The sequence below is a fragment of the Streptomyces sp. NBC_01408 genome, assembly GCF_026340255.1.
Classification (GTDB): Bacteria; Actinomycetota; Actinomycetes; order Streptomycetales; family Streptomycetaceae; genus Streptomyces.
This window is the reverse complement of sequence record NZ_JAPEPJ010000001.1, coordinates 3,826,033-3,852,392: the sequence shown is the minus strand read 5'-3', so window position 1 is coordinate 3,852,392 and position 26,360 is coordinate 3,826,033. Positions and strand designations below refer to the sequence as shown.

The window sequence follows — 26,360 nt, the reverse complement described above, 5'->3', positions numbered from 1 at the left end:
GTTCCGACCACAGCACTGGACGAGTAAGTCCGAAGTGGCGCCCGCGAGCGCGGGGCGTACGGGGTGACAGACCGGGGTCCGAGCCGGTAGGCACACGGTCATGAACCGCGAAGCGCACCAGCCCGAACCCCTCCCCCTCGCCGGCATCACCGTCGTCTCCGTCGAACAGGCCGTCTCGGCCCCCTTCGCCACCCGCCAGCTCGCCGACCTCGGCGCCCGGGTGATCAAGGTCGAGCGGCCGGACGGAGGCGACTTCGCGCGCGCCTACGACACCGCCGCGCACGGTCTCGCGTCGCACTTCGTGTGGGCCAACCGCGGCAAGGAGTCGATCGCGCTCGACCTGAAGGATCCGCGCGGTCTGGAGGTCCTGCACGTCCTGCTGGCGGACGCCGACGTCTTCGTCCAGAACCTCGCGCACGGGGCCGCCGCCCGCCTCGGCCTCGACTCGGCCGCGCTGTGCGGGCGTTACCCGCGGCTGGTCGCCGTGGACGTCTCCGGCTACGGCCCCGAGGGCCCGTACGCCCACAAGCGCGCTTACGACATGCTCGTGCAGTGCGAGGCGGGGCTGGTCTCGGTCACCGGGACCCCGGAGGCGCCCGTCAAGGCGGGCATCCCGGCGGCGGACATCGCGGCGGCCATGTACGCCTTCTCGGGGGTCCTCGCGGCCCTGCTGCGGCGCGGCACCACCGGGCGCGGGGGCAGGGTGGAGGTGTCCATGCTGGACGCGCTCGCCGAGTGGATGGGACACCCGCTGCACCACACGATGCACGGTGGCGAGGAGCCCGCGCGCACCGGTCTCGCGCACGCCGTGATCGCGCCCTACGACGCCTACGCGACGGCCGACGGGGACCGGGTACTGCTGTCCGTGCAGAACGACCGCGAGTGGCGGCGGCTGGCGGAGCGGGTACTGGGGCGGCCGGAGCTGGCCGGGGACCCTGCGTACGGGACGAACGCGGCGCGCACCGCCAACCGGGAGAAGACCGACGCGGTGGTGGCCGAAGCGCTGGGCGGACTGACCACGGACGAGGCGATCGGGCGGCTGGAGGAGGCGGGTATCGCCTGCGCCCGGCTGAACTCGGTGAGCCGGCTGGCCGCGCATCCGCAGCTGGCGGCCCGGGACCGCTGGCGGGAGGTGGGTTCACCGGCAGGTCCGCTGCGGGCCCTGCTGCCGCCGATCGGGCTGCCGGGTGGCGCGGCACCGCGCATGGGCGCGGTGCCCGCGCTCGGCGAACACACCGAGGCCCTGCTGCGCGCCCTGGGGATGACGGGCGCGCAGATCTCGGACCTGCGCCGGGACGGTGTCGTCGCGTAGAGGGTGCCGGAGGGCGAACGGTAGCGGTACGGGGACAGTTACGAGCGGCGGCTGCCGAAGAGCGTGCGACGCAGACGGCGCAGCGGCGCGAAGAGCGAGACGCGCGCGCTCCGGCTCCGCAGACGGTGCGTGTGGTCGCGGGCAGTGAGCTCGCGCATCAGCAAGGTCGCCTCGGCGCTCTCGCGGTGCGGCAGGGCGGGCCCGCCCAGCACTGCGAGATGACGGTCGAGGCGCGAGCTGGTCGCACTGCTGCCGCACGTGATGGCAGGCACGCGAGGCGGCCTGCTGCGCATCGTTATCTGTTCCATGTTCTCTCCCCACCCGTACGAGGGCACCCGGCCCGGGCAGGTTAACCCTATCGCCCCCGCGTCGCGCTCGGGTATCCCGGTGGTGTGAATTACCCCTGGGACGACGGGGGTTGACGACTACTCAGTGGAGTCGACCGTTACTCTCCGCACAGGCGCGCCGGGTTCGGAGGCCCATGTGCCGAGTCCTGTCACAACAGGGGCCGCTTCGCACGCACTGCGCTAACTTGAAGTGATCGCCCGGTAACACATGGACGCACTTGGGGGCTCGCGTGAGTGGGAACGTGGGTGGCGTGGGCGGGGAATCGAGCGCCGATCGAGTCATTTCGGGCCGCTACCGGCTGCTGGAGCAGATCGGACGCGGCGGCATGGGCATCGTGTGGCGGGCCCGGGACGAGGTGCTGGCCCGCGAGGTGGCCGTCAAGGAGGTGCGGGCGCCCGCCGGACTGGAAGCCGCGGAACTGCAGCGGATGTACCGGCGGCTGGAACGCGAGGCCTGGGCCGCGGCCCGGGTCTCGCACCGCGGGGTCGTCACGGTCTACGACGTGGCCTCCGAGGACGGCCGGCCCTGGATCGTCATGGAGCTGGTGCGGGGCCTCTCGCTGGCGGACGTCCTGGAGGCCGAGGGGACCCTCACCCCGCAGCGGGCCGCGCACCTCGGGGAGCAGGTACTTGCCGCGCTGCGCTCGGCGCACGACGCGGGGGTGCTGCACCGGGACGTCAAACCCGGCAACGTGCTGATCGCCAACGACGGACGCGTGGTGCTGAGCGACTTCGGGATCGCGAGCCTGGAGGGGTCCTCGGCGATCACCATGACGGGCGAGATGGTCGGGTCACCCGAATTCCTCGCTCCGGAAAGGGCGTTGGGGCAGGATCCGGGTGCCGGGTCGGACCTGTGGGCGCTCGGGGTGATGCTGTACGCGGCCGTCGAGGGGGGCACGCCCTTCCGCCGGGACACCCCGCTGGCCACGCTGCGGGCGGTGGTGGAGGCGGAGTTGCCGCGCCCGCGGCGGGCCGGGCCGCTGGAGCCCGTACTGGAGGGGCTGCTGCGCAAGGACCCGGCCGAGCGGCTGTCCGCGGCGGAGGCGGCCCGGATGCTGCGGGTGGTGGGCGCGGGCGGGACCGTACGGGCTCCCGGCGGGACGGCGTCGGGTCCGGACACGCCGGCGGCCGCGGTGCGCCACGGGCACGAGCCGCGCGGCGGCGGGGCGACGGGCACGGCGGGAGCGGGGGGAGCGCGGGGAGCGCAGGGGTCGCCGTACGGGGAGCCCACGCCGCCACTGCCCGGCCCCGGGCCGGTGCCGCCGCGGGGGCGGGCCGGACTGGTGCTGACGGCCGGGATCCTCGTCCTGCTGCTGGCGCTGGCCGCGCTGGTCTGGATGCTGGTGAGGGACCGCGGGGGCGATGAAGACGGGCGCGGCGGTGGCCCGACGGGGGCGGCGACGACGTCCCAGGCGGGCGGCTCCACGGGCCCGGGCCCCTCCGCGTCGGCCCCTGCGTCGGCGTCGGTCTCGCCGTCGGCCGGTACGGGGCAGCAGGTCGTCGCGTACGTCGACGCCGTGCGGACCTCCTACACCGGCATCTGCCCGCCGCCTCCGGAGCGGGCACCCGCCTTCAGCGCCACCGTGGAGGTGGAGCGGGTTCCGGCCGTGCTGGAGTACCGCTGGGCCACGCGGAGCGGGAAGACCTCCGGACCCGGCTGGCAGTCCGTCACCTACGAGGCGGGCGGGCCGCGGAGCCGGCGGCTGGAGCACACCGAACTGACGCACAGCGCGGACGCGGTCTTCGAGGACGCGGTCCGGCTGGAGGTGCGGGGGCCCTCGGAGGTGGCCACCCAGTGGGTGGGGATCTCCGTGACCTGCGAGGAGGAGACCCCGACGGGCGGGGCCTCCTCCCCTGGCGCGAGTACGTCCGCGAGCGCCTCGCCGAGCGCCTCCGCGAGTGCGTCCGCGGACGTGTCCCCGGAGGCGTCGCCGGACGGGTCACCGGACCCGCCGGCGGCGGATCCGGCCGGGGACGCCTGACGGGTGAGGCCGGGCGCCCCTGGGATCCGTCCCGGTCAGGCGGCGTTGGTGAAGACCGGCAGGTAGCCGCCGGACTGTCCGGCCGCGGTGGGGTGGTAGGACTCGCCGATGTTGAGCCAGTTGACGCTGTGCAGCCACGGGGCGCCGGAGCAGATCTCGTGGCCGGTGAAGGCGCCGGCGACCGAGGCGAAGGTGAAGCCGTGGTCGGCGGCGCGCTTGGCGATGGCGGCGTTCAGGTGGTCGGACGCGCCGTTGATGGCGGCGCGTTCACCCTCGGTCAGGCCGGTGGTGCAGGTGCCGTTCAGCTTGTAGAAGCGGGGGTAGCCGATGACGACGACGTGGGCGTTCGGGGAGCGGCTCTCGATGGCGTTGTAGACCTGGTTCAGCTGGCCGGGGAGGGTGGAGTCGACGTACGCCTTGGCCTGGTTGACGCGGTTGACGCAGGTGGACTCGGACTGGAGCACACAGGTCGTCATGACGTCGGCGAATCCTGCGTCGTTGCCGCCGATGGTGATGCTGACCAGGTCGGTGCCGGAGTTCAGCGGGCCGAGCTGGCCGGAGAGGACATCACCCGTGCGGGCGCCCGAGCAGGCGGTGAAGGAGAAGGCCTGCGGGGAGTGTGCGGCGGCCCACAGGGCCGGGTAGGCGCGGCTGGTGCGTTTGCAGTTGCCGCTCCCACTGTCGTAGTTGCCGGCGCCGACGCCGGAGGAGTACGAGTCGCCGAGGGCGACGTAGCCGAAGTCGGCCTGGGCGGCGGCCGCCTGGCCGGCGCCGAGGAGGGTGGCTCCCGCGGCGAGTAACAGGGCGGAGGTGAGGGCAGCGAAGCGCGACAGTCTCATGCTCATGTGTGCGGCTCCTTGTGGGGGTTACTCCTGAGTCCGTGGTACAAGGAGCCGGGCTTGGCTGGAAGTGTCCATGCCAAGAATGTTCGGGACAGGATTGCCGCCCGAATCTTCACCACCAGTACGTTTGAAGAGGGAACCCGGGCACTCGATCCGGCGAAACAGGGGTGCACCGGGGCATCGCGTGCCGGATCATGGGCGCCATGCCAGCCAACCCGCATGACGCGCTGCCGATCCGGCTCAACGTCGACGACAGCGACTCACCGTCGGACGTCGTCGACGCGCTGTTCCTCGGCCGGTTCGCGTCCGGCGAGCAGCCGTACTCGCACAGCGTGACCATCGAGCGGGTGAAGGCGGGCTCGACCCTGCTGCCGCCCGGAGCCACCGTGCTGCGCTCCGCGCGCGACACCGACCGCAGCGCCACCCTGGCCGAGGGCGAGGGCTGGACCATGCTGGTCTCCCGGTGGAGCCGCGGCGCCGACGTCACCGTCACGGCGGTGAGCGACGAACTCGCCGCCGACGTCCTCGACCGGGCCACGGAGGGGGTGCAGGACGAGCCCGAACCGCAGCCGGAGAACGTCACGATGGGCTTCTGGTACGTGTCCCCGCGCCGCGGACCGTACCGGACGACCCGCCAGATCGCGGCGGGCACCTGGGCCGAGGTGCGGCCCAACTACACCGCGCCGGTGGCCGGGGCGATGGACCGGCTGATGAAGGTGACCCCCGACGACATCTCGGGCCGGCTGCTCCTGCTGCACGGCCCGCCGGGCACGGGGAAGACCTCCGCCCTGCGCACGCTGGCCCGTTCCTGGCGGGACTGGTGCCAGGTGGACTGCGTACTGGACCCGGAGCGGCTGTTCAACGACGTCGGCTACCTGATGGACATCGCGATCGGCGAGGACGAGGGCACGGCGAAGGGCCGCTGGCGGCTGCTGCTCCTGGAGGACTGCGACGAGCTGATCCGCGGCGAGGCCCGGCACACGGCCGGCCAGGCGCTGTCCCGGCTGCTGAACCTGACCGACGGCCTGCTGGGGCAGGGCCGCAACGTCCTGGTCGGCGTGACGACCAACGAGGACCTGGAGCGCCTGCACCCGGCGGTGGTCCGGCCGGGCCGCTGCCTGGCGCGTATCGAGGTCGGCCGGCTGACCCACGGGGAGGCCGTGGACTGGCTGGGCACGGACGAGGGCGTCTCCCGCGAGGGCGCCAGCCTGGCGGAGCTCTTCGCCCTGCGCCGCGGCACCGGCCCGGCGGCGATCCTTCCGCCCCAGCCGCACACGTCGGAGGCGGGCCTCTATCTCTAGCGCCCGGGTTCCCCGGCTGCGCCGAGCCGCCCGGGCGCTGCCCGGACCCGCGGCGGAGCCCCGATCTTCAGCCTCGCCGGCGATTGAGGCGCGGGGTCTGGGGCGGAGCCCCAGGACGGCGGGCCGCGGGGACTACTTGGCGGCGTACCGGGCCCGGAGGGCGTCGGTGGCGGCAGCCAGGGCTTCGGCCTCCGTCAGGCCCAGCCGACGGGCCCGCTCCGCGAACGCCTGCGCAGCAGACGCGGCTTCGCGCGCCGCACCCCCTCCGACGGCCGCGACGAACGTCCCGTGCCGGCCCCGCGTCTCGATCACCCCGTCCCCCTCCAGCGCCCGGTACGCCTTCGCGACGGTATTGGCCGCCAGCCCCAGCTCCTCCGCCAGCCCTCGTACCGTGGGCAGCTTGAAGCCCGCCGGCAGCTTCCCCGACCGGGCCCGGTCCGCGATCTGCGCGCGCAGTTGTTCGTACGGGGCGGCCGAGCCGGCCGAGCCGTCGAGGGTGATCTTCAGGTTCGTCGAGGTCACGTGGCCGATTGTCCCCCATCGCCGGGAAATTCGGAGGCGCCCGGAGCAGCCCCGCCCGTAGCGTCGGCCCCATGACCGTTCTCATCCGCGACCTGCGCCCCGACGACCCCTCGGACGCCGAGGCCGTCGTACGGGTGTGCCGCGCCGCCCTCCCGTTCATGATCACGACCACCGAGGGCGTGGCCTTTGCGCTGGCCTCCGCCCACCCGGCGAAGGCGCACCGGATCCTGGTCGCCGAGACCGCCGACGGGCTCGTCATCGGCACCGCCCAGGTCGGCATCGTCCACGACAGCCCCGAACCCGGTCAGTCGTACGTCAACCCGTACGTCGACCCCGCGCACCACGGCCTCGGCGCGGGCAGCGGGCTGCTGCGCGCGGCCGAGGAGCACCTCGCCGCGCGGGGCGCGGAGGCCACGTACGCCTGGGTGCTCGACGAGCCCGCCCACCGGGCCTTCGCCGAGCGGCGCGGCTACCGCCCCGGCCGGTCCGCGCACTTCCTGCGCCTGGACCTGGCGGCCGCCTCCCTGCCGCCGCTCCCGGAAACCCTTCCGGCCGGGGTGGAGCTGCGCACGGGCGCCGACTTCGCCGCCGATCCGCGGCCGCTGTTCGAGGCCGACGCGGAGACGACCGCCGACGAACCGGGCGACGTACAGACCGAGTTCGACGACTACGAGGACTGGATCGCGCACACCTGGAACAATCCGTCCCTCGACAAGGAGCTGACCACCGTCGTCCTCGTCGACGGCGCGGTGGCCGCCTTCACCGCCGCCCAGACGGACGGAGCGACCCGCTACGGCTCGGCGATGACGGGCACCCTGCGCGCCTTCCGCGGCCGGGGCCTGGCCAAGCTCGCCAAGACCGTCTCCCTGCACCGGGCCCGCGCGGCCGGGTACACGGAGGCCTTCACCGGCAACGACGCGGGCAACGAGCCGATGCTGGCCGTCAACAACGGGTTCGGGTACGAGATCTGCGCGACCGAGACGCGCTACGTGAAGAGACTGGAGACCGCGTGAACGACCCCAGGCTGACCGTCGTCCTGACCAAGGCGGGACGCACCAAGATCCGGTACCCGGCGGCGCAGCTGGCCGATGACGGCGACCGGATCTCCGTACGCGCCCCCTGGGCGGCCGAGGGCGTACGGGACTTCGGCTTCGTCCGCTTCGAGCCGGGCGACGTCTTCGTCGAGCACTTCTGGCGGACGCGCTGGTACGCGGTCAAGGAGGTGTGGACCGGCGACGGCGTCCTGAAGGGCTGGTACTGCGACGTGACCCGCCCCGCCGTGCTGCGCGCCGGGGAGCTCCTCGTGGACGACCTGGACCTCGACCTGTGGGTGTCGGCGGACGGGACCTCCGTACTGCGGCTGGACGAGGACGAGTTCGCCGCGAGCGGGCTCGCCACCAGCGACCCGGAGGCCGCCGGCCAGGCCGTACGGGCCCTCGACGCCCTGGAGGAGCAGGCCCGCACTGCGGCCGGACTCGCCGCGCTGCTCCCCGGATGACCCCCTGGAAGCGGCTCTTTCTGTGGGCCCGCTTAGTGCTTCCTTAAGCGGACCCTAAAGATCCCTTCCTGCGGCCCGAACCCGGCGGAACGCGTGGTCCGGGCGGTTAGCTTGGCTGGGCCAGGGAGGGCCGGAGGCGGCGCCGGGACCCACGGGGGGCGGCGCCGCACAGCCCGGTTCCACTGGCGCACCCCTGCCTTGCGCCCGAAGGAGACCACCCATGCCCGCACGCAGCTCCGCCGCCCGTACCGTGACCCGTATCGCCGCCGTCGGCCTCGCGCCACTCGCGGTGGCCGCGTACGCCGCCGCTCCCGCGGCCGCCCACGGTTCGATGACGGACCCGGTCAGCCGGGTGGCGGCCTGCTACGCGGAGGGCCCGGAGTCTCCGCAGTCGGCAGCCTGCAAGGCGGCGGTCAAGGAGAGCGGGGCACAGGCGTTCTACGACTGGAACGCGGTGAACATCGCCAACGCGGCCGGCAACCACCGGGCGCTCATCCCCAACGGCCAGCTCTGCTCGGCGGGCAACGACAAGTACCGGGGCCTCGACCTGGCGCGCGGCGACTGGCCGGCCAGCCCGATGACGGCGGGCGCGCACACCTTCCACTACAAGGGGACCGCGCCCCACAAGGGTTCCTTCGAGCTGTACGTGACGAAGGACGGCTACGACCCGTCGAAGCCGCTGAAGTGGTCCGACCTGGAGCCCGCCCCGTTCGCGAAGGCCACCGACCCGGGTATGCAGGGCGGTGACTACGTCTTCTCCGGCACGGTCCCGAACAAGTCCGGCCGCCACCTGATCTACAGCATCTGGCAGCGCTCGGACAGCCCGGAGGCCTTCTACACCTGCTCGGACGTGGTCTTCGGCAAGGACAACGGCGGCGGGGGCAACGGCGGGAACGACAGCGGGACAGGTACCGAGCCGACCGCCGGCGCCACGGCCACCACCTCCGGCTCGAAGCCGGGCTCCAAGCCCTCCGGGAAGCCGTCCGAGAAGCCCGCAGCCCCGCCGGCCAAGGTCCCGACGGACCAGCAGATCGCCGACGGCGCGGACAAGTCCAGCGTGGAGCACAACGGCCACGGCGACAACGACCCGAAGACGAACGCCGCCTCCGGCGAGCCGGTCCCCGTTTCGGCCGCGCCGTCGGCCTCGTCGGACAACCTCGCGCAGACGGGCGGCAGCAGCGCCACCCCGGCGATCGCGATCGCCGGGGCCGGCGCCCTGGCCGTCGGCGCGGCGGTGCTGTTCACCATCGCCCGCCGCCGTGCGACGACGGGCCGCCACGGCTTCTGACGCCCTGGCGCGGACCGCCTGTGCGTCAGTCGAAGACCGATGCGCAGGTGGTCCGTTCGGCGTGTGCCGGGTCGAGGGCGCCCAGCGCCACGTGCCAGGCGATCCGGTCGGTGAGCCCGATGGTGACGTGCTCGGAGAGGTCCAGGACGCACAGGTCCTGGAGCACGACGTTGCGTACGTCCGGTCCGCTCAGGAACTGGCTCTGGTACGGCGTGACCACCTGGTCGTACTTGGTCGAGATCACCGTGTACTTCACGCCGGGCACGGTGTCCCCGCCCGCGTTCAGCTTGTTCTGGAAGGGGGATCCGGCGATCTGGTCGGCGAGGCCCGGGGTCGCGGTGCTGATCAGGTCCTCGGCTCCGGGGAAGTACGGGAGCAGCTTGGTGAATCCGAGCAGGTCGGTGCCGTGGTTGTCGGGGGCGAGCCCGACCAGGGCGTTGACCTTGGGGGCGCCGCCGAGGAACTTCAGGTAGTAGCGGGGCATCATGCCGCCCTGCGAGTGCCCGATGATGTCGGTCTTGGCGGAGCCGGTGGCGGCGAGCACCTTGTCGACGAAGACGTCGAGCTGGCCGGCGGACTTGTCGATGGGGCCGAGCCCGTGGAAGAAGGGCACGCCGGGCAGTTGCCCGTAGTCGAGGGAGTAGACGCAGTACCCGCGGTGCACGAGGTACGGGGCGAGGCCGAGCCAGTTGTCCACGGAGTTCCCGAAGGTGCCGTGTACGAGGACGACGGGGCGCGGGTGCGCGGCGGACGGTTTGCAGGACCAGTTGTTCCAGCCGCTGCTGGGTGCGGACGCGGCCTGCGCGGTGCCGGTGGGGGCGACGAGCGCGGCGGCGGCGAGGACGAGGACGGCCAGCTGGCGGAGCAGGCGTCTCCAGGGCAGCATCGTGTGATCTCCTTGCGGTTGCGACTCAAGGGGATGGAGCGTGGGGGTTTTCATCCCGTGATCCGGATCACAAGGGGTGCTGCTGCCCGCTAAATTACGGGCGAGTAGTAAATCTGGGAAGTTACGCGTCGGTAAAAACCTCGCGTGTCGGTGGAGCGGCTGCTACGCAGCGAGCGTGCCGCGGGCGATGGCGTGGGGGCCGAAGCGGGCGCGGACGCGGTCCGTGACGGCCTCCAGGCGGCGGGCCTTCTCGTCCTCCGGGTCGAAGCTGAGCTGCCGCGCGGCCCGTTCGGCCGCGGTCAGGTCCTCGGCCCGCAGGGACAGCGCGCGGACCCGGGCCCGCTGGAGGCCCAGCCCCGCGTACAGGGCGTAGGCCGTGGCGGTCAAGGCGGCGGAGTGCGCGGTGGGTTCGGGCAGGGTGCGGGTCCGGGTGAGCGTGGTGCGGTCGGCGCAGCGGACGGTGAGCGAGAGGGCGCGGCACACCTGCCCCTGCCCCTGTCCTTCGCCCTGCCCTTGTGTACGGAGCCGCGCGCCGAGCTCCTCCGTCAGCGAGAGCAGGGCACGCCGGTGCTGTACGGGGTCCAGCTCGTCCCGGTCGAAGGGCCGCTCGGCGGCGATGGACCGGGCGGCCGCGCCCGGCTGGACGGGGGTCCGGTCGATGCCCAGGGCACGCTCGTGCACCTCGCGGCCGAGCCGGGCGCCGAGGATCCGGCGCAGGGCGGCCGGCGGGGAGGCGGCGACCTTGCCGACGGAATCGAGGCCGTACGAGCACAGGGTGCGGGCGGCCTTGGGCCCGACGCCGTCCAGGGCGCCGACGGGCTTGCCCGCCAGGAACTCCCGTACGGCGGCGGGCTCGTCGGGGACCACCAGGGTCCCCCCGGGCCGGGCCTCGCGGGCGGCCGCCCGGGCCAGCATGGGGTTGCCCGCGACTCCGACGGTGCAGTCGACGCCGTACAGGGCGAGGGCCCGGACCCGGAGCACGGCGGCCAGCCGGGCGGCATCGCACCCGAAGTACCGCAGCGCGCCGCGGACATCGGCGAGGGCGGCCTCGGGCGGCAGAGCCTGCACGGCCGGCGTGAGCCCGCCGAGCAGCGCGAGCACCCCGGCGTACTGCTCCGCACCGAGCGTCCCCCCGTCCGCGGCATGCAGCCGCAGACAGGCCACAACCCGCCCGCCCCCGCCGAACCTCACCCCGGCAGAGCCCGGTCCCGCAGACGCAGGCTCCGCCGAGCCCGGTCCCGTGGCGGGGACCGGCCCGGGCGCCGTGCCCGCGGCCGGAGCCGTCCCAGGGCCCTGGAGCACAGCAACAGGTCCGCCGGGCCACGGGGCCGGGCCGGCGGCGGTGAGGGGGGTTCCCCGGACGAAGGTCATCCCGGGCTTCCCGGGCTGGAGTGCCACAGCTTGCGGCCGGTCGCGGGGCCCTCGCCCGGCGGCTGGAGGTCGGCCCAGGGGTTCATCTCGTACCCCGTGGACATGCGGATCCGGCGGCCGGGACCCCGCTCCCCCGCCGCGCCCGCGCCCGCGCCGTCGGCCGCGTCGGCACCGCCGTCACCGCCACCCCCGCCGGAGGCGGCCAGGCGGGCCGCGACCGCGTCCAGGCCGCCCGACGCGCGCAGTTCCACCAGCTCCGCCAGGTTCCAGGCCGCCGCCCCGACCACGCTCAGGCTCTGCGGGCCCCGCCGCTGCACGACGCCCCGTACCAGCAGCAGGAAGGAGTGGAAGACGGTGTGCGCGCAGGCCTCGTGGCTGTCGTCGAAGAAGGCCAGGTCGACCAGGCCCGTCCCGTCGTCCAGCGTGGTGAAGATGACCCGCTTCCCGGAGCGGATCGGCGGGGTCTGGGTGGCTGCCTTGGCCCCCGCGACCAGCACCGTCCGCCCGTGCTCGGCCTCCCGCAGCCGCCGCGCCGGGATCACCCCCAGCTCGGACAGGAAGGCGTGGTGGTCCTCCATCAGGTGCCGCGAGGTGTCCATGCCGAGGACGCCCAGTTCAGCACTGAGCCGTTCCGTGTCGGTCAGATCGGGCAGCCCGACCGCGGCCGTGGACCGACCTCCGTCCAGCGGGAGTTGGGCGGCGCCGCGCACCCCGGCGGCCCGCTGTGCGCCGTGCAGTTCTGTCAAGTGCAGCAACAGATCGCGCCGATTGGCGCCGAAGGAGTCCAACGCCCCGACCTGCGCCAGCCGTTCGGCGACCGGACGCCCCGGATGCGCGCGGTCCCAGAAGTCGCGCAGGGACGCGTACGGCCGTCCGGCCTCGATCCGGCCCGCCTCGGCCTCACTGATGCCGTGGACGTCGGACAGCCCGAGGCGCAGCCCCCACACCTGAGGCGCATCGGACACCAGTTCGATTCGATGGGCGGCCGCTGACCGGTTCACGTCCAGCGGCAGCACCGGCACGCCCCGCCGCCGCGCGTCCGCCAGCAGCAGCCGCTTCGGGTACATGCCCGGGTCGTGGGTGAGCAGCCCGGCGTAGAAGGCCGCCGGGTGGTGCGCCTTCAGCCACGCCGACTGGTACGTCGGCACCGCGAAGGCCACCGCGTGCGCCTTGCAGAAGCCGTACGAACCGAAGGCCTCCACGATCTCCCAGGTCCGGCCGATCACCTCCAGCGGGTAGCCGCGTTCGCCCGCCTTCGCCGCGAACCAGACCTTGATCCGCCCCTGCGACTGCGGGTCGGACAGTCCGCGCCGCACCCGATCGGCCTCGTCCCGCCCGCAGCCGGTCATGACGTCGACGATCTCGATGATCTGCTCGTGGAAGACCACCACCCCGTACGTCTCGCGCAGCGCGTCGGCCAGGTCCGGGTGCGGGAAGCGCACCGGCGCCCGCCCGTGCCGGGCCTCGATGAAGGGCCGCACCATGTCGGCGGCCACCGGTCCCGGCCGGAACAGCGAGATGTCGACCACCAGGTCGTGGAAGGTCGACGGCTGGAGCCGCCCCACCAGGTCGCGCTGGCCGGGCGATTCGATCTGGAAGCAGCCCAGTGTCTCGGCCGAGCGGATCAGCTCGTACGTGGCCCTGTCCCCCGGCGGGACCTGCGCCGGGTCGTCCAGGTCGAGCTCCTCCCCCGTGCCGCGCCGGATCTCGGCGACGGCGTGCGCCATCGCGGACTGCATGCGCACGCCCAGCACGTCGAGTTTGAGCAGCCCGAGCTCCTCCACGTCGTCCTTGTCGAACTGGGACATGGGGAAGCCCTCGCCGCTGGTGGGCACCACGGGCGTACGGGCGAGCAGCGAGGCGTCGGAGAGCAGCACCCCGCACGGGTGCATGGCGATCCCGCGCGGCAGCGCGTCCAGCGCCTCGACGAGCTCCCACAGCCTGCCGTACGACTCACCCCGTACGTCGCGCAGTTCGGGGAGTTCCTCCAGCGCGGCGCGGGCGTCGCGGGCCCGGATGTGCGGGAAGGCCTTGGCGAGCCGGTCCACAGCGGCCGGGTCCATGGACAGGGCGGCGCCGACGTCGCGGATGGCGTGCCGGACCCGGTAGGTCTCGGGCATGGAGACGGTGGCGACGCGCTCGGCGCCGAACCGGCCGATGATCCGCCGGTAGACCTCCAGCCGCCGGGCGGACTCCACGTCGATGTCGATGTCGGGCAGGACGCGCCGGCGCTTGGACAGGAAGCGTTCCATCAGCAGGCCGTGGGCGACGGGGTCGGCGTGCGCGATGCCGAGCAGGTGGTTGACGAGGGAGCCGGCCCCGGAACCGCGGGCGGCCACCCGGATTCCCATCTCCCGTACGTCGTCCACGACTTGGGCCACCGTCAGGAAGTACGAGGCGTAGCCGTGGAAGGCGATGATGTCGAGCTCGTGGTGCATCCGCTCCCAGTACGCGCGGTCGTCCGCGTAGCCCCGCAGCACCATGCCCGCCGAGGCGCGGGAGGCGAGGACCCGCTGGGCGCTGCGGTGGGCGGCGCCGACGAGCCGGGCCTCGGGGAAGTGCACGGAGCCCATGCCGAGGTCGTCCTCGGGGTCCACCGCGCAGGCCTCGGCCGTACGCCGGGTCTCCGCGAGGAGCCGGCGGGCGTCGGCGGGGCGCAGGCCGGCCGCCTGGGCGATCCGGTCGGCGGCCCCGGCCATGGCGTCCGGGTCCTTGAGCCAGCGTTCGCCGCTGTCGAGTTGATGCCTGGGGCTCCGGGGGTCGATGGGGACCAGCAGGCGGGCCGCGTCGAGGATGTCGGCGACCGGGCCCTGGCCGGGGTCGGCGTACCGGACGGCATTGGTCAGCACGGCCGGGACCCCCTGTTCGGCGGCGAAGCCGACCGTACGGGCGGCCAGCCGGAGCGAGCCGGGGCCGGTGCCGGTGCGGCCGTGGTGGACGGCCTCCAGGCGCAGGGAGTCACCGTAGACCTCCCGCCAGGGCGCGAGCAGCCGGGCGGCCCGGTCGGGGCGGCCCGCGGCGAGCGCCCGGCCGGGCTCGGAGTCGGGCCCGAGCAGGACGAAGACGCCCTCTCCGCGCAGGTCGCCCCAGGACAGCACGGGCTGCCCGGTCCCCGCCCCGGCGTGGGCGGCGGTGACCATCCGGCACAGCTCGGCCCACCCGGCGGCCCCGTCGCGGGCCAGGAAGACGGCGCGCGGGGCGGACTCGTCGACGAAGGCCCCGCCCTTGACGGGACTGCGCCGCCGGTACGAGACCTCGACAGAACCGGAACCGGAAGCCCCGGAGGACCGGGCGGAGGCCCCGGAGCCACCCGAGCCCGCGGAACCGGAGCCGGGGCCACCCGAGCCCGCCGAGCCCGCCGAGCCCGCCGCAGGCGACACGGCCAGGTCCACCCCGAACAGCGGCCTGATCCCGGCCTTCGCGCACGCCTTCGCGAACCGCACCGCACCCGCGAGGGTGTCGCGGTCGGTCAGGGCGAGGGCGTCCATGCCCCGCTCCGCGGCGCGCTCCGCCAGCCGTTCCGGGTGCGAGCCCCCGTAGCGCACGGAGAACCCCGAAACGGTGTGCAGATGCGTAAAACCAGGCACCCGCGGCCTCCTGCTTCGCTCGATGAACCTCCCCCGTCATCCACCATAGAGCAATTCGAATATCCGTGCGAAACACTAGTTCGAACGCTCCCCGAGGGCCCCACCCCCGCCGGTCATCCATTCGGCCCACCCCTGCTGCGGCCCCCCGCCCCCACGCCGAGCGTGGGTGGCATGAGCCAGCCCACCCAGAGCAACGACGCAGATCCGTCCGGCGGCTTCCTCGCCGAGATCAAGGACGCCGTGACCACCCGGGCCGCGCTGCTGGTCCTGGGGGTGCTGGCGCTCCAGCTCGCCTTCATCACCTCGTACATCGGCGCCTTCCACCACCCCGTGCCCAGCGAGATCCCAATCGCCGTGGCCGCCCCCGTCGCCCGGGTCGCCGAGGAGTCCGCGCAGCAGCTCGCCGCCCTGCCGGGCAAACCGCTCGACCCGCGCGCGGTCGAGGACGAGGCCACGGCCCGCGCCCAGGTCGGGAACCGGGACGTGGACGGCGCCCTGATCCTCGACCCGGCCGCCAGGGCCGACCGGCTGCTGGTCGCGGGCGGCGCCGGGGCCTCGCTCGCCCAGGCCATCGAAGCGGTCGTCGGCAAGGTCGAGCAGAGCCGGGGGCGCGCCGTCGTGGTCACCGACGTGGCCCCGTCCGCCGCGGGCGACGCGCGCGGCCTGAGCTCCTTCTACCTGGTCATCGGCTGGTGCGTGGGCGGCTACCTGTGCGCCGCGATCCTCGCGATCAGCGCCGGCGCCCGGCCCGCGAACGCCGCCCGCGCGGTCGTCCGGCTCGGCGCGCTGCTCGTGTACGCCCTCGCCGCCGGGCTGCTCGGCGCGGTCATCGCGGGCCCGGTCCTGGACGCCCTGCCCGGCTCGCTCATGGCCCTGTGGGGGCTCGGCGCCCTGGTGGTCTTCGCGGTCGGCGCGATCACCCTGGCCTTCCAGGGGCTGGCGGGCGTGGTCGGCATCGGCCTCGCGATCCTGCTGGTGGTGGTGCTCGGCAACCCGAGTGCGGGCGGAGCGTACCCGTACCCGCTGCTGCCGCCGTTCTGGAGCTCCATCGGCCCGGCCCTGCCGCCGGGCGCGGGTACGTACGCCGCGCGCTCCATCGCGTACTTCAAGGGCAACGGCGCGGGCGGGCCCATGCTGGTCCTGGCCGGCTGGGCGGTACTGGGCTCCCTGCTCACGCTGTTCTGCGCGATGTCCCGCAAGGGCCGGCCCGGAGCCGCCGTGGGCAGCGGGCTGCCCGATGACGCCGGGGACGCCGAGGCGGCGGACGTGCGGTGAACACCCCCGTACCTCCTCGCCGGGCAGATCACGGTCGGCACCCAGGGCCGCCAGGTCCTCCCCGTGGGCCGCTTCCTCGCCCCCGAGGCATGATCGTCACGTGATCACCACGCTCGCCGTCGAGAACTACCGCTCCCTGCGCCGGCTGATCGTCCCGCTGGGCAGGCTCACCGTGGTGACCGGAGCCAACGGCACGGGGAAGTCCAGCCTCTACCGCTCGCTGCGCCTGCTCGCCGACTCCGCCCGGGGCGGGGCGGTCGCCGCGCTGGCCCGGGAGGGCGGGCTGCCGTCCACCCTGTGGGCGGGCCCGGAGAAGCTCGGCCGGGAAGTGCGCGAGGGGCGCCGACCGCTCCAGGGGACGGTCCGCACCGAGCCGGTCAGCCTGCGGCTGGGCTTCGCGGGCGACGAGTTCGGCTACGCGGTGGACTTCGGCCACCCGGTGCCGGTCGCGGACTCCCTCTTCACCCTCGACCCCGAGATCAAGCGCGAGTGCACCTGGGCCGGGCCGGTACTGCGCCCGGCCGCGCTGCTGTCCGACCGCGCGGGGCCCGCCGTACGCACCCGCACGGCCGACGGCGGCTGGCACCGCACCCAGAACGCGCTGCGCCCCTACGACTCCGTGCTCAGCGAGCTCGCCGACCCCCAGCTGGCCCCGGACCTCCTCGCCCTGCGCGAGCTGATCCGGTCCTGGCGGTTCTACGACCACGTCCGCACCGACGCCGGGGCCCCCGCCCGGACCCCGCGGATCGGCACCCGTACACCGGTGCTCGCCGCCGACGGGGCCGATCTGCCCGCGGCCCTGCAGACGATCCGGGAGACCGGGGACCACGCGGCGCTGGACGCCGCCGTGGAGGCGGCCTTCCCCGGCACCCGGGTCTCCGTCACCGACCGGGACGGCCGCTTCTCCCTCGAACTCCACCAGCACCGGTCTGCTGCGCCCGCTGAGCGCGGCCGAGCTCTCCGACGGCACCCTGCGCTACCTGCTCTGGGCGGCGGCCCTGCTGACACCGCGCCCGCCCGCCCTGATGGTCCTCAACGAGCCGGAGACCAGCCTCCACCCGGACCTGCTGACCCCGCTGGCGGACCTGATCCTCACGGCGGCCCGGGACACCCAGACGGTGGTGGTCACCCACGCGACCCCCTTGGCCGAGGCCCTGGCCGAGGGCACCCGCCGCCACCGGGTGGACCTCCGGACGGTGGAACTGGTCAAGGAGTTCGGCCGCACGGAGGTAGCGGGCCGCGAGGGCCCCCTGGACGAACCCCTCTGGTACTGGCCCCAGCGGTGACGGGCTGCCGCTGCGCGGAGCCGACCCCCACCCGCCCTTCCACCGTCCCCCGGGGCTCCGCCCCAGACCCCGCGCCTCAAACGCCGGCGAGGCTGGATGTGCCCCGGCCAACACTGGATCCGCCCCGGGACGGGGCCGGGGTGGGGTGTTGTCCGGGACGTAGAACGTGATTTGTTGGCGCCCCGCCGGCCCGCACCGACGCAGCCCGCTCAAGGCGCCATAAATCATGAGTCCCGGACGACACCCCACCCCGGCCCCGTCCCCCTCACCCAGCCCCGCCAGGGAAACACCGCCAAGCCCCGGCCCGGGACCCGCCCGGGACCCGCCCGACCCGCCCGGGAGCCGACCGAGACCCCGCCCGGGACCCGACCGTCCCCGCCCCCAGGACCCCGCCCGACCCGCCGTCAGGCGACCCGGTGGACCACCTCGCCCGCCACCACCACCGTTTCCGCGATCGTGCCCGGGATCCGGTCCGCGGGGACGGTGAGGATGTCGCGGGACAGCACCACGAAGTCGGCCGCCTTGCCCACCGTCAGCGAACCCCGGTCCGCCTCCAGGAAGTTGGCGTGGGCCGAGCCCATCGTGTAGCCGTGCACGGCCGTCGCCACGTCCACCGTCTCGGCCGGCTGCCACGGCTCGCCCCCGCCCAGCGGGCGCCGGGTCACGGCCGTGTAGATGCCGACCATGGGGTCCATCTCGGCCACGTTCCAGTCGCTGGAGAAGGCCAGTACGGCCCCCGCCTCGTGCAGGCTCCGCATCGGCCAGGCCTTGTGCCAGCGGTCCTCGCCGACGTTCTCGGCCCAGTCCTGGCCGGGACCGGCGATCTCCGGCGCGCAGTGCCTCGGCTGCATGCAGGCGACCACGCCCAGCTCCCGGAAGCGCGGTACGTCCGCCGGGTCCAGGCACTCCACGTGCACCACCTGGTGGCGGGCGTCGCGCGGGCCGTTCACCGCGCGGGCGTGTTCCACCGCGTCCAGGACGGTCCGGATGCCCCGGTCCCCGGTGGCGTGCACGAAGCACTGGAAGCCGCGCGCGTCGAGCCCCGCCAGCAGCTCCGCGAACTCCTCGGCCGGGTAGAAGGTCTCGCCGCGGTGGTGGCCGCATCCGGCGTACGGCTCCAGCAGCGCGGCCGTACGCGGCTCCACCACGTCGTCGATGTACAGCTTGAGCGGGCCCACCCGCAGCCGGTCCCCCGCGTACCTGCGGGCGGCCGCCGCGAAGGAGTCGAGCTCCGCCTCGGTCGTGCCCCGCGGGTGGAACAGCGCGGCGACGATCCGTGAGCGCAGCCGGCCCTCCGCGCGGGCGCGCTCGTAGAGCTCCAGGTCGTCGAGGGAGTTCTGCGGCTCGACGACCGTGGTGATGCCGAAGCCGATCGCGTCGTCGAGGCTCTTGGCGAGCCGCCCGTACTGCCGCTCCGGCGAGGCCCACGGCACGCCCAGGTCGCGCAGGGCGCGGTGGCCCGCCCGGGAGAGCCCCTTGACGGCGAAGTCCTTGACGAATCCGGTGGGCTCGCCGGTCTCCGGGTCCGTCGCGGCGGTGCCGAAGGGCAGGTCGGTGCGGTCCCGGGTGACGCCGAGGCGGCGCATGGCGGCCGTGTTCAGCCAGGCCGTGTGGACGTCGTACGAGAGCACGATCGCGGGAGTGTCGCCGGTGACGGTGTCCAGGTCGGCGGCGGTCGGCATCCGGCCGCCGGGGATGGCGGAGTAGTCGAAGGCCTCGGCCTCGATCCACTCGGCGTCCGGGTGTTCCACGTGCCAGGCCCAGATCTGCTCGTGGATGCCCTCCAGGGTGCGCACCCCGGCGAGCTGCACGCAGTCGGCGTCGGAGCCGAGCCGGACGTGGTTGTGCGCGTCGATGAAGCCGGGCAGGACCAGCTTCCCGCCCGCGTCGATCCGCTCGGTGTCCGGTCCGGCCCAGGCCTCGGCCCCGGCGTCGGAGCCGACCCAGACGATCCGGCCGTCGTGCACGGCCAGGGCCTCGGCCTCGGGCAGGTCCGGGTCCACGGTGTGCACGCGGGCTCCGGTGAGCAGCAGGTCGGCGGGGAAGGGCTGTGCTGTGCCAGGCATGGGGCGGTGCTCCTGTGCAGAGGGGTGGGGGGATCAGGCGGCCGCGGCGTACGAGGGGACGCGCCGTGCCAGAGCCCAGTAGGTGAGCCCGGAGACCACCGAGCCGAGGAGGGTGAGGTCGGCGCCGCCGAGCGGGGCCACGAGCGGGCCGGTCCACAGGGCGGAGTCGCAGGTCAGGGCGGAGAAGACCAGGCCGGTGAGGAGGGCGGCCAGGCCGGCCGGGTGGTAGCCGGCCCGGTACCAGTAGGCGCCCGCGCTCCCGGCGTGCAGCGCGTCGGCGTCGTAGCGGCAGCGGCGCAGCAGCATGTCGGCGAGGAAGACGCCGCCCCAGGGGGCGAACACGATGATCAGCAGGGAGAGGAAGGAGAGCAGGGAGGTGGTGAAGTCGGTGAGGAAGAGGGCGGCGAGCGAGCCCGCGGCGGTGACCGCGGCGCTGATCACGATGGCCCGGGCGCGGCTCCAGGGGATGCCGAGGACCTGGAGGTTCAGGCTGGAGGAGTAGAGGGTGATGATCGAGTTGGTGACGGAGCCGCCGAGTACGAGGGCCAGGAACAGCGGCTGGAACCAGCCGGGCAGCAGGCTCTCGGCCCCGGCGACGGCGTCGGTCATATCGGTCCGGGTGGCGGCGGCGACGCCCGCGATCCCGAGGGCCACGGAGGAGAGGAACCCGCCCAGCGCCCCCGTCCAGGTGATCGACTTCAGCGAGGTGGTCCGGGGCAGGTAGCGGGTGTAGTCGGCGGGCATCGGCAGGTACGAGAACGGTCCGGCGAGCATGACGACGAAGGCGAGGCTCCAGCCGGACAGCCCGGGGGCGGCGGCGGGGGCGGAGGTGTCGGCGCCGGGCAGGACGAAGAGGAGCAGGACGCCGAAGCCGGCGGCGAGGACGTAGGCCATCCAGCGTTCGGCGAACTGGACGGTGGCGTGGCCCCACATGGCGACGGCGAAGGTCAGCGCGAGGGTGACCGTGAGCGACAGGGCGCGTACCGCGGTGCCGCTCCCGAGGCCCACCTGGGCGAAGAGGAGCTCCAGGGCCAGGGTCCCGACCACGGTGTTGACGATGGTGTAGCCGATGCTCACCACCCAGTTCAGGACGCCGGCCGGGAGGTTCCCGCGGACGCCGAAGGCGGCGCGGGAGATGACCAGGGTGGCGGTGCCGGTGCGGATGCCGCTGAGGCCGGCGGCACTGACGGCGAAGAAGGACAGTCCGCTGATCACGACCACGGCGGTGGCCTGCCAGAAGGAGAGCCCGAAGGCCACGGCGAGGGCCCCGTTGATCACATAGGTGAAAGTGAGGTTGGAGCCGAACCAGAGCCAGAAGAGGTCCTTGGCGCTGCCGTGGCGCTCCGCGTCGGGAATGGGGTCGATGCCGTGCGTCTCTACCCGGAAGACCTCGTCGACGTCGGCCGTCGTCTCCTGCTGTGCCATGCGCCGTACCCCTGACCTTGGACCCGGTGAACCTTGAATGACGTTCTAAGTTCTTGAATGGCATTCAAGATGCGCGCTGGACCGGGACCCCGTCAAGACCCTGTCCGGGATAAGGTCGGGCCAGGAAGATCAGGAGGGTGGGTCCGGTGGCGGGAACGGCTCGGCGGCGCGACGGGCAGGTCGCCCAGGAGCGGATGCTCGAAGAGGCCATGGCGGCGATCGCCGAGGACGGGCTGGCCGCGCTCACGATGTCCGCGCTCGCCGAGCGCCTCGGCACCAGCGGCGGCCACATCCTGTACTACTTCGGCAGCAAGGACCGGCTCCTGCTGGAGGCCCTGCGCTGGAGCGAGGACCAACTGAGCGCCGAGCGCGCGGAACTGATGGCCCGTCGGGTCACCGCACCGCGCAAGCTCGCACTCTTCGTCGAGCTGTACCTGCCGCGCGGGCCCCGCGACCCGCGCTGGACCCTGTGGATCGAGCTGTGGGCCCGCACGGCCTCCAACGAGCCGCTGCGCGCCGCCCAGCAGGAGATCGACGACGGCTGGCAGCGCGATCTTGAGGCCCTGCTGGCCAAGGGCGTGGAGCAGGGCCGCTTCGCCGCCGTGGACGTGCCCGGCCGGGCCTCGGAGCTGCTCGCCCTGCTGGACGGGCTGAGCACCCGGGTGGTGCTGGGCCAGCGCGGCGCGGACCGGGCCGTCGCCCTGGAACGGGCCCGCTCGGCGGCGGCCGCCCTGATCCCCGTCCCGCTCAGGGTCCCGCCCGCGTAGAGGGAGGGCCGCTCAGGGCCCCACCCCCGAGCAGCCGTGGCCGTCAGCGCACGGCCGCGGCGCACGATAATTTCGCGCGAAGTGCGCCCTACCGCGCTCCTCCCCCAGCGCGCACAATCACCGTGACGACCCGAGCCGAGTGTGAGGGAGGGAACGCGTGCGCAATCAGGTGCGCGCCGCGGACGGACGCGCTCTGACGGTGGAACGCTGGGGCGATCCGGACGGCAAACCGGTTTTTCTGCTCCACGGCATGCCCGGCAGCCGACTGGGCCCGGCACCCCGGGGCATGGTCCTCTACCAGCGCCGGATGCAGCTCATCGCCTACGACCGGCCCGGATACGGCGGCTCCGACCGCCACCCGGGCCGCAGCGTCGCCGACGTGGCCCAGGACGTGGCCGCCGTCGCCGACGCCCTCGGTCTGGAGACCTTCGCCGTGGCCGGCCGGTCCGGCGGCGCCCCCGGCGCCCTGGCCTGCGCCGCCCTGCTCCCCGACCGGGTCACCCGCACCGCGGCGATGGTGGGCCTGGCTCCCCGGGACGCGGAGGACCTGGACTGGTTCGCCGGCATGGCCGCCTCGAACGTACGGGAGTACACCGCCGCCTCCGACGACCCCGAGGGGCTGGAGGCCCGGCTGATCCCGCGCGCCGCCGGCATCCGCAAGGACCCCGGCCGGCTCCTGGACGAGCTGCGCCGGGAGCTCACCGCCAACGACCGCCTGATCGTCTCGGACGCCGGCCTGCGGTCGATGCTGCTGCGCAACTACACCGAGGGGCTGCGCCATTCGGCGTACGGCTGGATCGACGACGTGCTGGCCTTCAGCCGCCCCTGGGGATTCGACCCGGCCGACATCCGCTGCCCGGTGCTCATCTGGCACGGCGAGCTCGACGTGTTCTCCCCCGTGGGCCACTCCCGCTGGCTGGCCAGCCGCATCCCGGGCGCCACCACCACCATCGACCCGGCCGCCGCGCACTTCGCCGCCTTTCGCGCACTGCCCGACGTACTGAACTGGCTGCTCCGCACCCTCCCCACGCCCCCGCTCAGCGAACAACAGCCGGCCTAGACGAGCAAGTCCGAAGCCGCGCCCCGGCCCGTCGGCGGCCGGGCCCGCCGATGAAAAGGATCTAGCCGTCCGGCAAACGGCCGAATGTGCCACCTTGAGAAATCCCCGGGGCTTTGCCTAGAACGCTTGACCAGGCGTCATGTCTCAGTTGCCAATGGGGTGTGGCCGAGTAAAGTCCACGCCATGGCAGCAGCGCGCCGCTGTTGTCATTCACATGCCCATTCCACATGGCCCCCTCAAGGACGGTGTCGTGAACACTTCCGCAGCCCCCGCGACCAGCACGGTCAAGGCCCGCCGGACCCCGCTCGCCCAGATCGACGTCCGCAGCAGCTCCGCGGCCGCCAAGCTCGGCCGCGTGCTGCCGACTGAATCCGGTCGTCCGGTTCAGGCACCTATCTTCAACTCTGCACTCTGACACAGAAGTACGCGCTCTAGACTGGTGGAATGACCGGCCTGATCGCTTTTCGCGAGATCGTCCTGAAAGTTCACAGCAGATGCGATCTCGCTTGTGATCATTGCTATGTCTATGAACACGCAGATCAGAGCTGGCGAGCCCGGCCGAAAGTGATCTCCCCCGAGGTCATCTCCCATACCGCGTCGCGGCTCGCCGAACATGCCCGTGACCATGCCCTCCCCTCCGTCACGGTGATTCTCCACGGAGGGGAACCCCTCCTGGCGGGCACCGCCCGGCTCCGGCTCGTGTGCGAGGAATTCACCCGGGCACTCGCCGGGACGGCCGCACTCGACCTGCGGATCCACACCAACGGGCTCCAGCTCGGCACCCGCCACCTCGACCTCTTCGACGAGTTCGGCGTCCGGGTCGGCATCTCCCTGGACGGGGACCGCGCCGCCAACGACCGCCACCGCCGCTTCGCGGACGGCCGTACGAGCCACCCGCTGGTCCTGGCCGCCGTCGCCCTGCTGCGCTCCGCGCCCTACCGCCACCTCTACCAGGGCCTGCTCTGCACCGTGGACGTGGCCAACGACCCCGTCGCCGTCCTGGACGCGCTGGTCGAACTGGAGCCGCCCCGCGTGGACTTCCTCCTCCCCCACGCCACCTGGGAGACCCCTCCGGTCCGGCCCGACGGCGCCCCCGACGCGTACGCGCGCTGGCTGCTGCGGGTCTACGACCACTGGGAGCGCCGGGAACGCCCCGTGCCCGTACGGCTCTTCGAGTCCCTGCTCTCCACTCTGCGCGGCGGGCCCAGCCTCACCGAGTCCCTGGGGCTGGCGCCCACCGACCTCGTCGTCGTGGAGACCGACGGCACCCTGGAGCAGGTGGACTCCCTCAAGAGCGCCTTCGACGGGGCCGCGGCCACCGGGTTCAACGTCTTCGACCACGCCTTCGACCAGGTCGCGGCCCATCCCGGGGTACGGGCACGACAGTTGGGCCTGGCCGGGGTCAGCGACCCGTGCCGCCGGTGCCCCGTCGTACGTTCGTGCGGGGGCGGGCTCTACACCCACCGATACAAGGCCGACAACGGCTTCGACAACCCCTCCGTGTACTGCGCCGACCTGCGCGAGCTGGTGGACGGGGTCGAGGGCCGCACGGGGCCCCGGGAGACCGCCCCGGAACTCTCCGACCCGGCCGAACTCGCCCGCAGCCAGGAGGAGCTGACCCGGGTGCTGCTGGCCAGGCTCCACGAGGACCTCGCCGGGGAGCCCGGCTGGGACCGGGCCTGGGAGCTGCTGGGGGAGGTGGAGCGGGCCGGAGGGGCCGGGGAGGCCGCGCTGGACGCCGTACTGGGCCATCCCTTCACCCGGACCTGGGTACTGGCCGCCCTGGACGCCGTACGGGACGGCCGCGGGGCCTGGGGCGCCCAGGGCCCGGACGCGGCGCGCAGGCTGACCGCGCTGGCCGCCGCGGCCGTGCTGCGGGGCCGGCTGGAGCTGCCCGCCGAGGTGGCCTACCGGGACGGCGAGGTGTACCTGCCGACGCTGGGGCTGCTGCGGCTCGGGGAGCCCGGCACGGACGGCCGGGCCGCGCTGCACGTCACCGGCGAGGGGTACGCCGTACGGGACGGGCGTACGGAGCACCGCTTCGGGCCCGCGGCGGGGGACGCCCGCTGGCAGCCCGTACGGAGCTGGTCGCCCGGGCCGGACGCGGCCCCGGTGGCGCTGGAGGACCTCGACCCGTACCGCAACTGCTTCGCCCGCCCGCCCCGGCTGCGGCTCGGCGCCGGCGAGGCCGGGGAGTGGCGGGCCAGGCTGGACGGGGCCTGGGCGCTGCTGCACGAGGCGGTGCCGGAGTTCGCCCGGGCCGCGGCCGCCGGGCTGACCACGCTGACCCCGCTCGCGGGCGGACCCCGGGCCGGAGGCTGGGGCGAGGCGGGACGGCACGGGCCGGGGGCGCTCGGGGTGCCGTACGCCGCGGGGGCGGCGGAGACCGCGCTGGCCCTGCTGACCGGGGGCCGGCGGGCCCGGCTGCGGGCGCTGACCGAGGTGGCCGACCTGTACGCCCTCGACGGGCAGTGGCAGCACCCGTCGCCGTGGCGGCAGCGCCCCGTACCGCTGTCGCGGCTGCTGGCCGACGTGTACGAGCGGGTGGCGGTGGAGGCGTTCCGGCGGGCCACGGCGGCCCCGGGACCGGCCGGGTCGGACCTGATCCACCAGGCCCTGGACCGGCTCGCCGGGGCTGCGGAGCTGACGAGCACCGGCAAACGGCTGGTGGCGGAGCTGCGCTGGGAGCTGAAGTCGGTCGACGCGTGACCGGCCCCGGCCCCTCGGCCCTCGGGCTGGCCGTGCACCTGAGGCTGCTCGGGGTGCGCCCGGGCAGCCGCCTCATGGTTCATGCCTCCCTCGCCGGGACCGGGCTGCGGGCCGAGGTGCTGCGCGACGCCCTGACGGGGGTCCTGGGGCCGCGCGGCACCCTGGTGGTCCCGGCGTTCACCCCGGAGAACTCCCGTAGCTCCAGCGCCCATCTGGCGCGGATCGCGGGGCTGACCGGGTCCGAGGTGGCGGCCTTCCGCGAGCGGATGCCCCCCTTCGACTCGGCGAGCACCCCCAGTCAGGGCATGGGCGCGCTCGCCGAGGCGGTCCGTACCGCAGCGGGCGCCGCGCGCAGTGCACATCCGCAGACTTCCTTCGCCGCTCTCGGCCAGGACGCGGAGCGGCTCTGCTCGGGGCACCGCATGGAAAGTCATCTGGGTGAGGAGACACCCCTGGGGAAGCTGTGCTGGGAGGGAGGACAGGTACTCATGATCAATGTGGGCTTCTCGGCCTGCACCGCTTTCCATCTCGCGGAGTATCGAATTCCGAAGCCCCCCTTGCGCAAGTACGAGTGTGTGGTGAAGGTGAACCTTCCGGGGCGGCGGAACGGGTGTCAGCAGGGGGGAGAGTGGACCGCGTACGAGGACGTCGCACTGGACGACAGTGATTTCGCGGAGATCGGCCGGTCGTTCCCGGATTCGCGGGTGCGCAGGGGGCGGGTGGGAGGGGCGGCGGCCATGCTCTTCTCGATCCCGGATGCCGTCGATCACGCCCTTGACTGGATGACCGAAAACAGACGCTGATTGACTGAACGATGAGGGGATGTGGCGAAGCAG

At 73.8% G+C, this 26,360-nt stretch carries 21 protein-coding genes; 13 read left to right on the top strand and 8 right to left on the bottom strand.

Annotated elements, in window-relative coordinates; all coding sequences use genetic code 11:
- Positions 1–100 precede the first annotated feature (100 nt).
- Positions 101–1,312, top strand: a complete 1,212-nt coding sequence (locus OG447_RS17515) for a CaiB/BaiF CoA-transferase family protein (protein ID WP_266937600.1) — start codon at positions 101–103, stop codon at positions 1,310–1,312.
- A 38-nt stretch (positions 1,313–1,350) separates the two neighbouring features.
- Here the strand turns inward: OG447_RS17515 and OG447_RS17510 are convergent, their stop codons facing one another.
- Entirely contained in the window at positions 1,351–1,620 is a 270-nt protein-coding gene (locus tag OG447_RS17510) for a hypothetical protein (RefSeq protein WP_266937598.1), read from the bottom strand.
- A gap of 269 nt (positions 1,621–1,889) precedes the next feature.
- Between OG447_RS17510 and OG447_RS17505 the strand changes: the two genes are divergently transcribed.
- Entirely contained in the window at positions 1,890–3,641 is a 1,752-nt protein-coding gene (locus tag OG447_RS17505) for a serine/threonine-protein kinase (protein WP_266937596.1), read from the top strand.
- A 35-nt stretch (positions 3,642–3,676) separates the two neighbouring features.
- On the opposite strand, the gene OG447_RS17500 is transcribed toward OG447_RS17505, so the two are convergent.
- Positions 3,677–4,480 (bottom strand): SGNH/GDSL hydrolase family protein, encoded by an 804-nt coding sequence (locus tag OG447_RS17500; protein WP_266938922.1) that lies wholly within the window; start codon positions 4,478–4,480, stop codon positions 3,677–3,679.
- A 206-nt stretch (positions 4,481–4,686) separates the two neighbouring features.
- Here OG447_RS17500 and OG447_RS17495 point away from each other — a divergent pair, with 206 nt between their 5' ends.
- The gene (locus OG447_RS17495; RefSeq protein WP_266937594.1) at positions 4,687–5,784 is read left to right on the top strand and encodes a DUF5925 domain-containing protein; all 1,098 of its coding nucleotides are present in this window, start codon (positions 4,687–4,689) and stop codon (positions 5,782–5,784) included.
- 132 nt (positions 5,785–5,916) lie between these two features.
- Here OG447_RS17495 and OG447_RS17490 read toward each other — a convergent pair whose 3' ends face one another.
- Positions 5,917–6,306, bottom strand: a complete 390-nt coding sequence (locus OG447_RS17490) for a GntR family transcriptional regulator (protein ID WP_266937592.1) — start codon at positions 6,304–6,306, stop codon at positions 5,917–5,919.
- Between the two features lie 71 nt (positions 6,307–6,377).
- Here OG447_RS17490 and OG447_RS17485 point away from each other — a divergent pair, with 71 nt between their 5' ends.
- From OG447_RS17485 to OG447_RS17475, 3 genes are all read left to right on the top strand, one after another.
- Positions 6,378–7,319: a GNAT family N-acetyltransferase gene (locus tag OG447_RS17485; protein ID WP_266937590.1), complete on the top strand. Its 942-nt coding sequence runs from the start codon at positions 6,378–6,380 to the stop codon at positions 7,317–7,319.
- Complete coding sequence (locus OG447_RS17480; protein WP_266937588.1) at positions 7,316–7,804, top strand: DUF402 domain-containing protein; 489 nt, start codon at positions 7,316–7,318, stop codon at positions 7,802–7,804. Before OG447_RS17485 ends, OG447_RS17480 begins: the two co-directional genes overlap by 4 nt.
- A gap of 220 nt (positions 7,805–8,024) precedes the next feature.
- Complete coding sequence (locus OG447_RS17475; protein ID WP_266937586.1) at positions 8,025–9,092, top strand: lytic polysaccharide monooxygenase; 1,068 nt, start codon at positions 8,025–8,027, stop codon at positions 9,090–9,092.
- A 25-nt stretch (positions 9,093–9,117) separates the two neighbouring features.
- Here the strand turns inward: OG447_RS17475 and OG447_RS17470 are convergent, their stop codons facing one another.
- From OG447_RS17470 to OG447_RS17460, 3 genes are all read right to left on the bottom strand, one after another.
- Positions 9,118–9,978, bottom strand: a complete 861-nt coding sequence (locus tag OG447_RS17470) for a triacylglycerol lipase (protein WP_266937584.1) — start codon at positions 9,976–9,978, stop codon at positions 9,118–9,120.
- 162 nt (positions 9,979–10,140) lie between these two features.
- Complete coding sequence (locus OG447_RS17465; RefSeq protein WP_266938921.1) at positions 10,141–11,133, bottom strand: hypothetical protein; 993 nt, start codon at positions 11,131–11,133, stop codon at positions 10,141–10,143.
- Between the two features lie 212 nt (positions 11,134–11,345).
- Entirely contained in the window at positions 11,346–14,936 is a 3,591-nt protein-coding gene (locus OG447_RS17460) for a DNA polymerase III subunit alpha (protein WP_266937582.1), read from the bottom strand.
- Between the two features lie 171 nt (positions 14,937–15,107).
- On the opposite strand from OG447_RS17460, the gene OG447_RS17455 reads away from it, so the two are divergent.
- Together OG447_RS17455 and OG447_RS32290 are read left to right on the top strand one after the other, a co-directional pair.
- Positions 15,108–16,211 carry a DUF3533 domain-containing protein gene (locus OG447_RS17455; RefSeq protein WP_266937580.1) on the top strand — a complete coding sequence of 368 codons (1,104 nt, stop codon included), beginning with the start codon at positions 15,108–15,110 and terminating at the stop codon, positions 16,209–16,211.
- 785 nt (positions 16,212–16,996) lie between these two features.
- Entirely contained in the window at positions 16,997–17,497 is a 501-nt protein-coding gene (locus tag OG447_RS32290) for an AAA family ATPase (protein WP_323181835.1), read from the top strand.
- 404 nt (positions 17,498–17,901) lie between these two features.
- On the opposite strand, the gene OG447_RS17445 is transcribed toward OG447_RS32290, so the two are convergent.
- Positions 17,902–19,563: an amidohydrolase gene (locus OG447_RS17445; RefSeq protein WP_266937578.1), complete on the bottom strand. Its 1,662-nt coding sequence runs from the start codon at positions 19,561–19,563 to the stop codon at positions 17,902–17,904.
- Positions 19,564–19,596: 33 nt separating this feature from the next.
- Positions 19,597–20,988, bottom strand: coding sequence for a cytosine permease (locus OG447_RS17440; RefSeq protein WP_266937576.1), 1,392 nt, complete (start codon positions 20,986–20,988; stop codon positions 19,597–19,599).
- A gap of 146 nt (positions 20,989–21,134) precedes the next feature.
- Here OG447_RS17440 and OG447_RS17435 point away from each other — a divergent pair, with 146 nt between their 5' ends.
- The 5 genes from OG447_RS17435 to OG447_RS17415 all read left to right on the top strand — a co-directional run bounded on the left by OG447_RS17435 (position 21,135) and on the right by OG447_RS17415 (position 26,327).
- Positions 21,135–21,755: a TetR/AcrR family transcriptional regulator gene (locus OG447_RS17435; RefSeq protein ID WP_266937575.1), complete on the top strand. Its 621-nt coding sequence runs from the start codon at positions 21,135–21,137 to the stop codon at positions 21,753–21,755.
- A gap of 157 nt (positions 21,756–21,912) precedes the next feature.
- Positions 21,913–22,815: an alpha/beta fold hydrolase gene (locus OG447_RS17430; protein WP_266937574.1), complete on the top strand. Its 903-nt coding sequence runs from the start codon at positions 21,913–21,915 to the stop codon at positions 22,813–22,815.
- A 250-nt stretch (positions 22,816–23,065) separates the two neighbouring features.
- Complete coding sequence (gene fxsA / locus OG447_RS17425; RefSeq protein WP_266937573.1) at positions 23,066–23,230, top strand: FxSxx-COOH cyclophane-containing RiPP peptide; 165 nt, start codon at positions 23,066–23,068, stop codon at positions 23,228–23,230.
- A 29-nt stretch (positions 23,231–23,259) separates the two neighbouring features.
- On the top strand, positions 23,260–25,524 hold the full coding sequence (gene fxsB, locus OG447_RS17420; protein WP_266937571.1) for a radical SAM/SPASM protein FxsB, inactivated metallohydrolase extension form: 2,265 nt from the start codon (positions 23,260–23,262) through the stop codon (positions 25,522–25,524).
- On the top strand, positions 25,521–26,327 hold the full coding sequence (locus OG447_RS17415) for an aminoglycoside N(3)-acetyltransferase (RefSeq protein ID WP_266937569.1): 807 nt from the start codon (positions 25,521–25,523) through the stop codon (positions 26,325–26,327). The genes fxsB and OG447_RS17415 overlap by 4 nt, the downstream gene beginning before the upstream one ends.
- Positions 26,328–26,360: the final 33 nt, after the last annotated feature.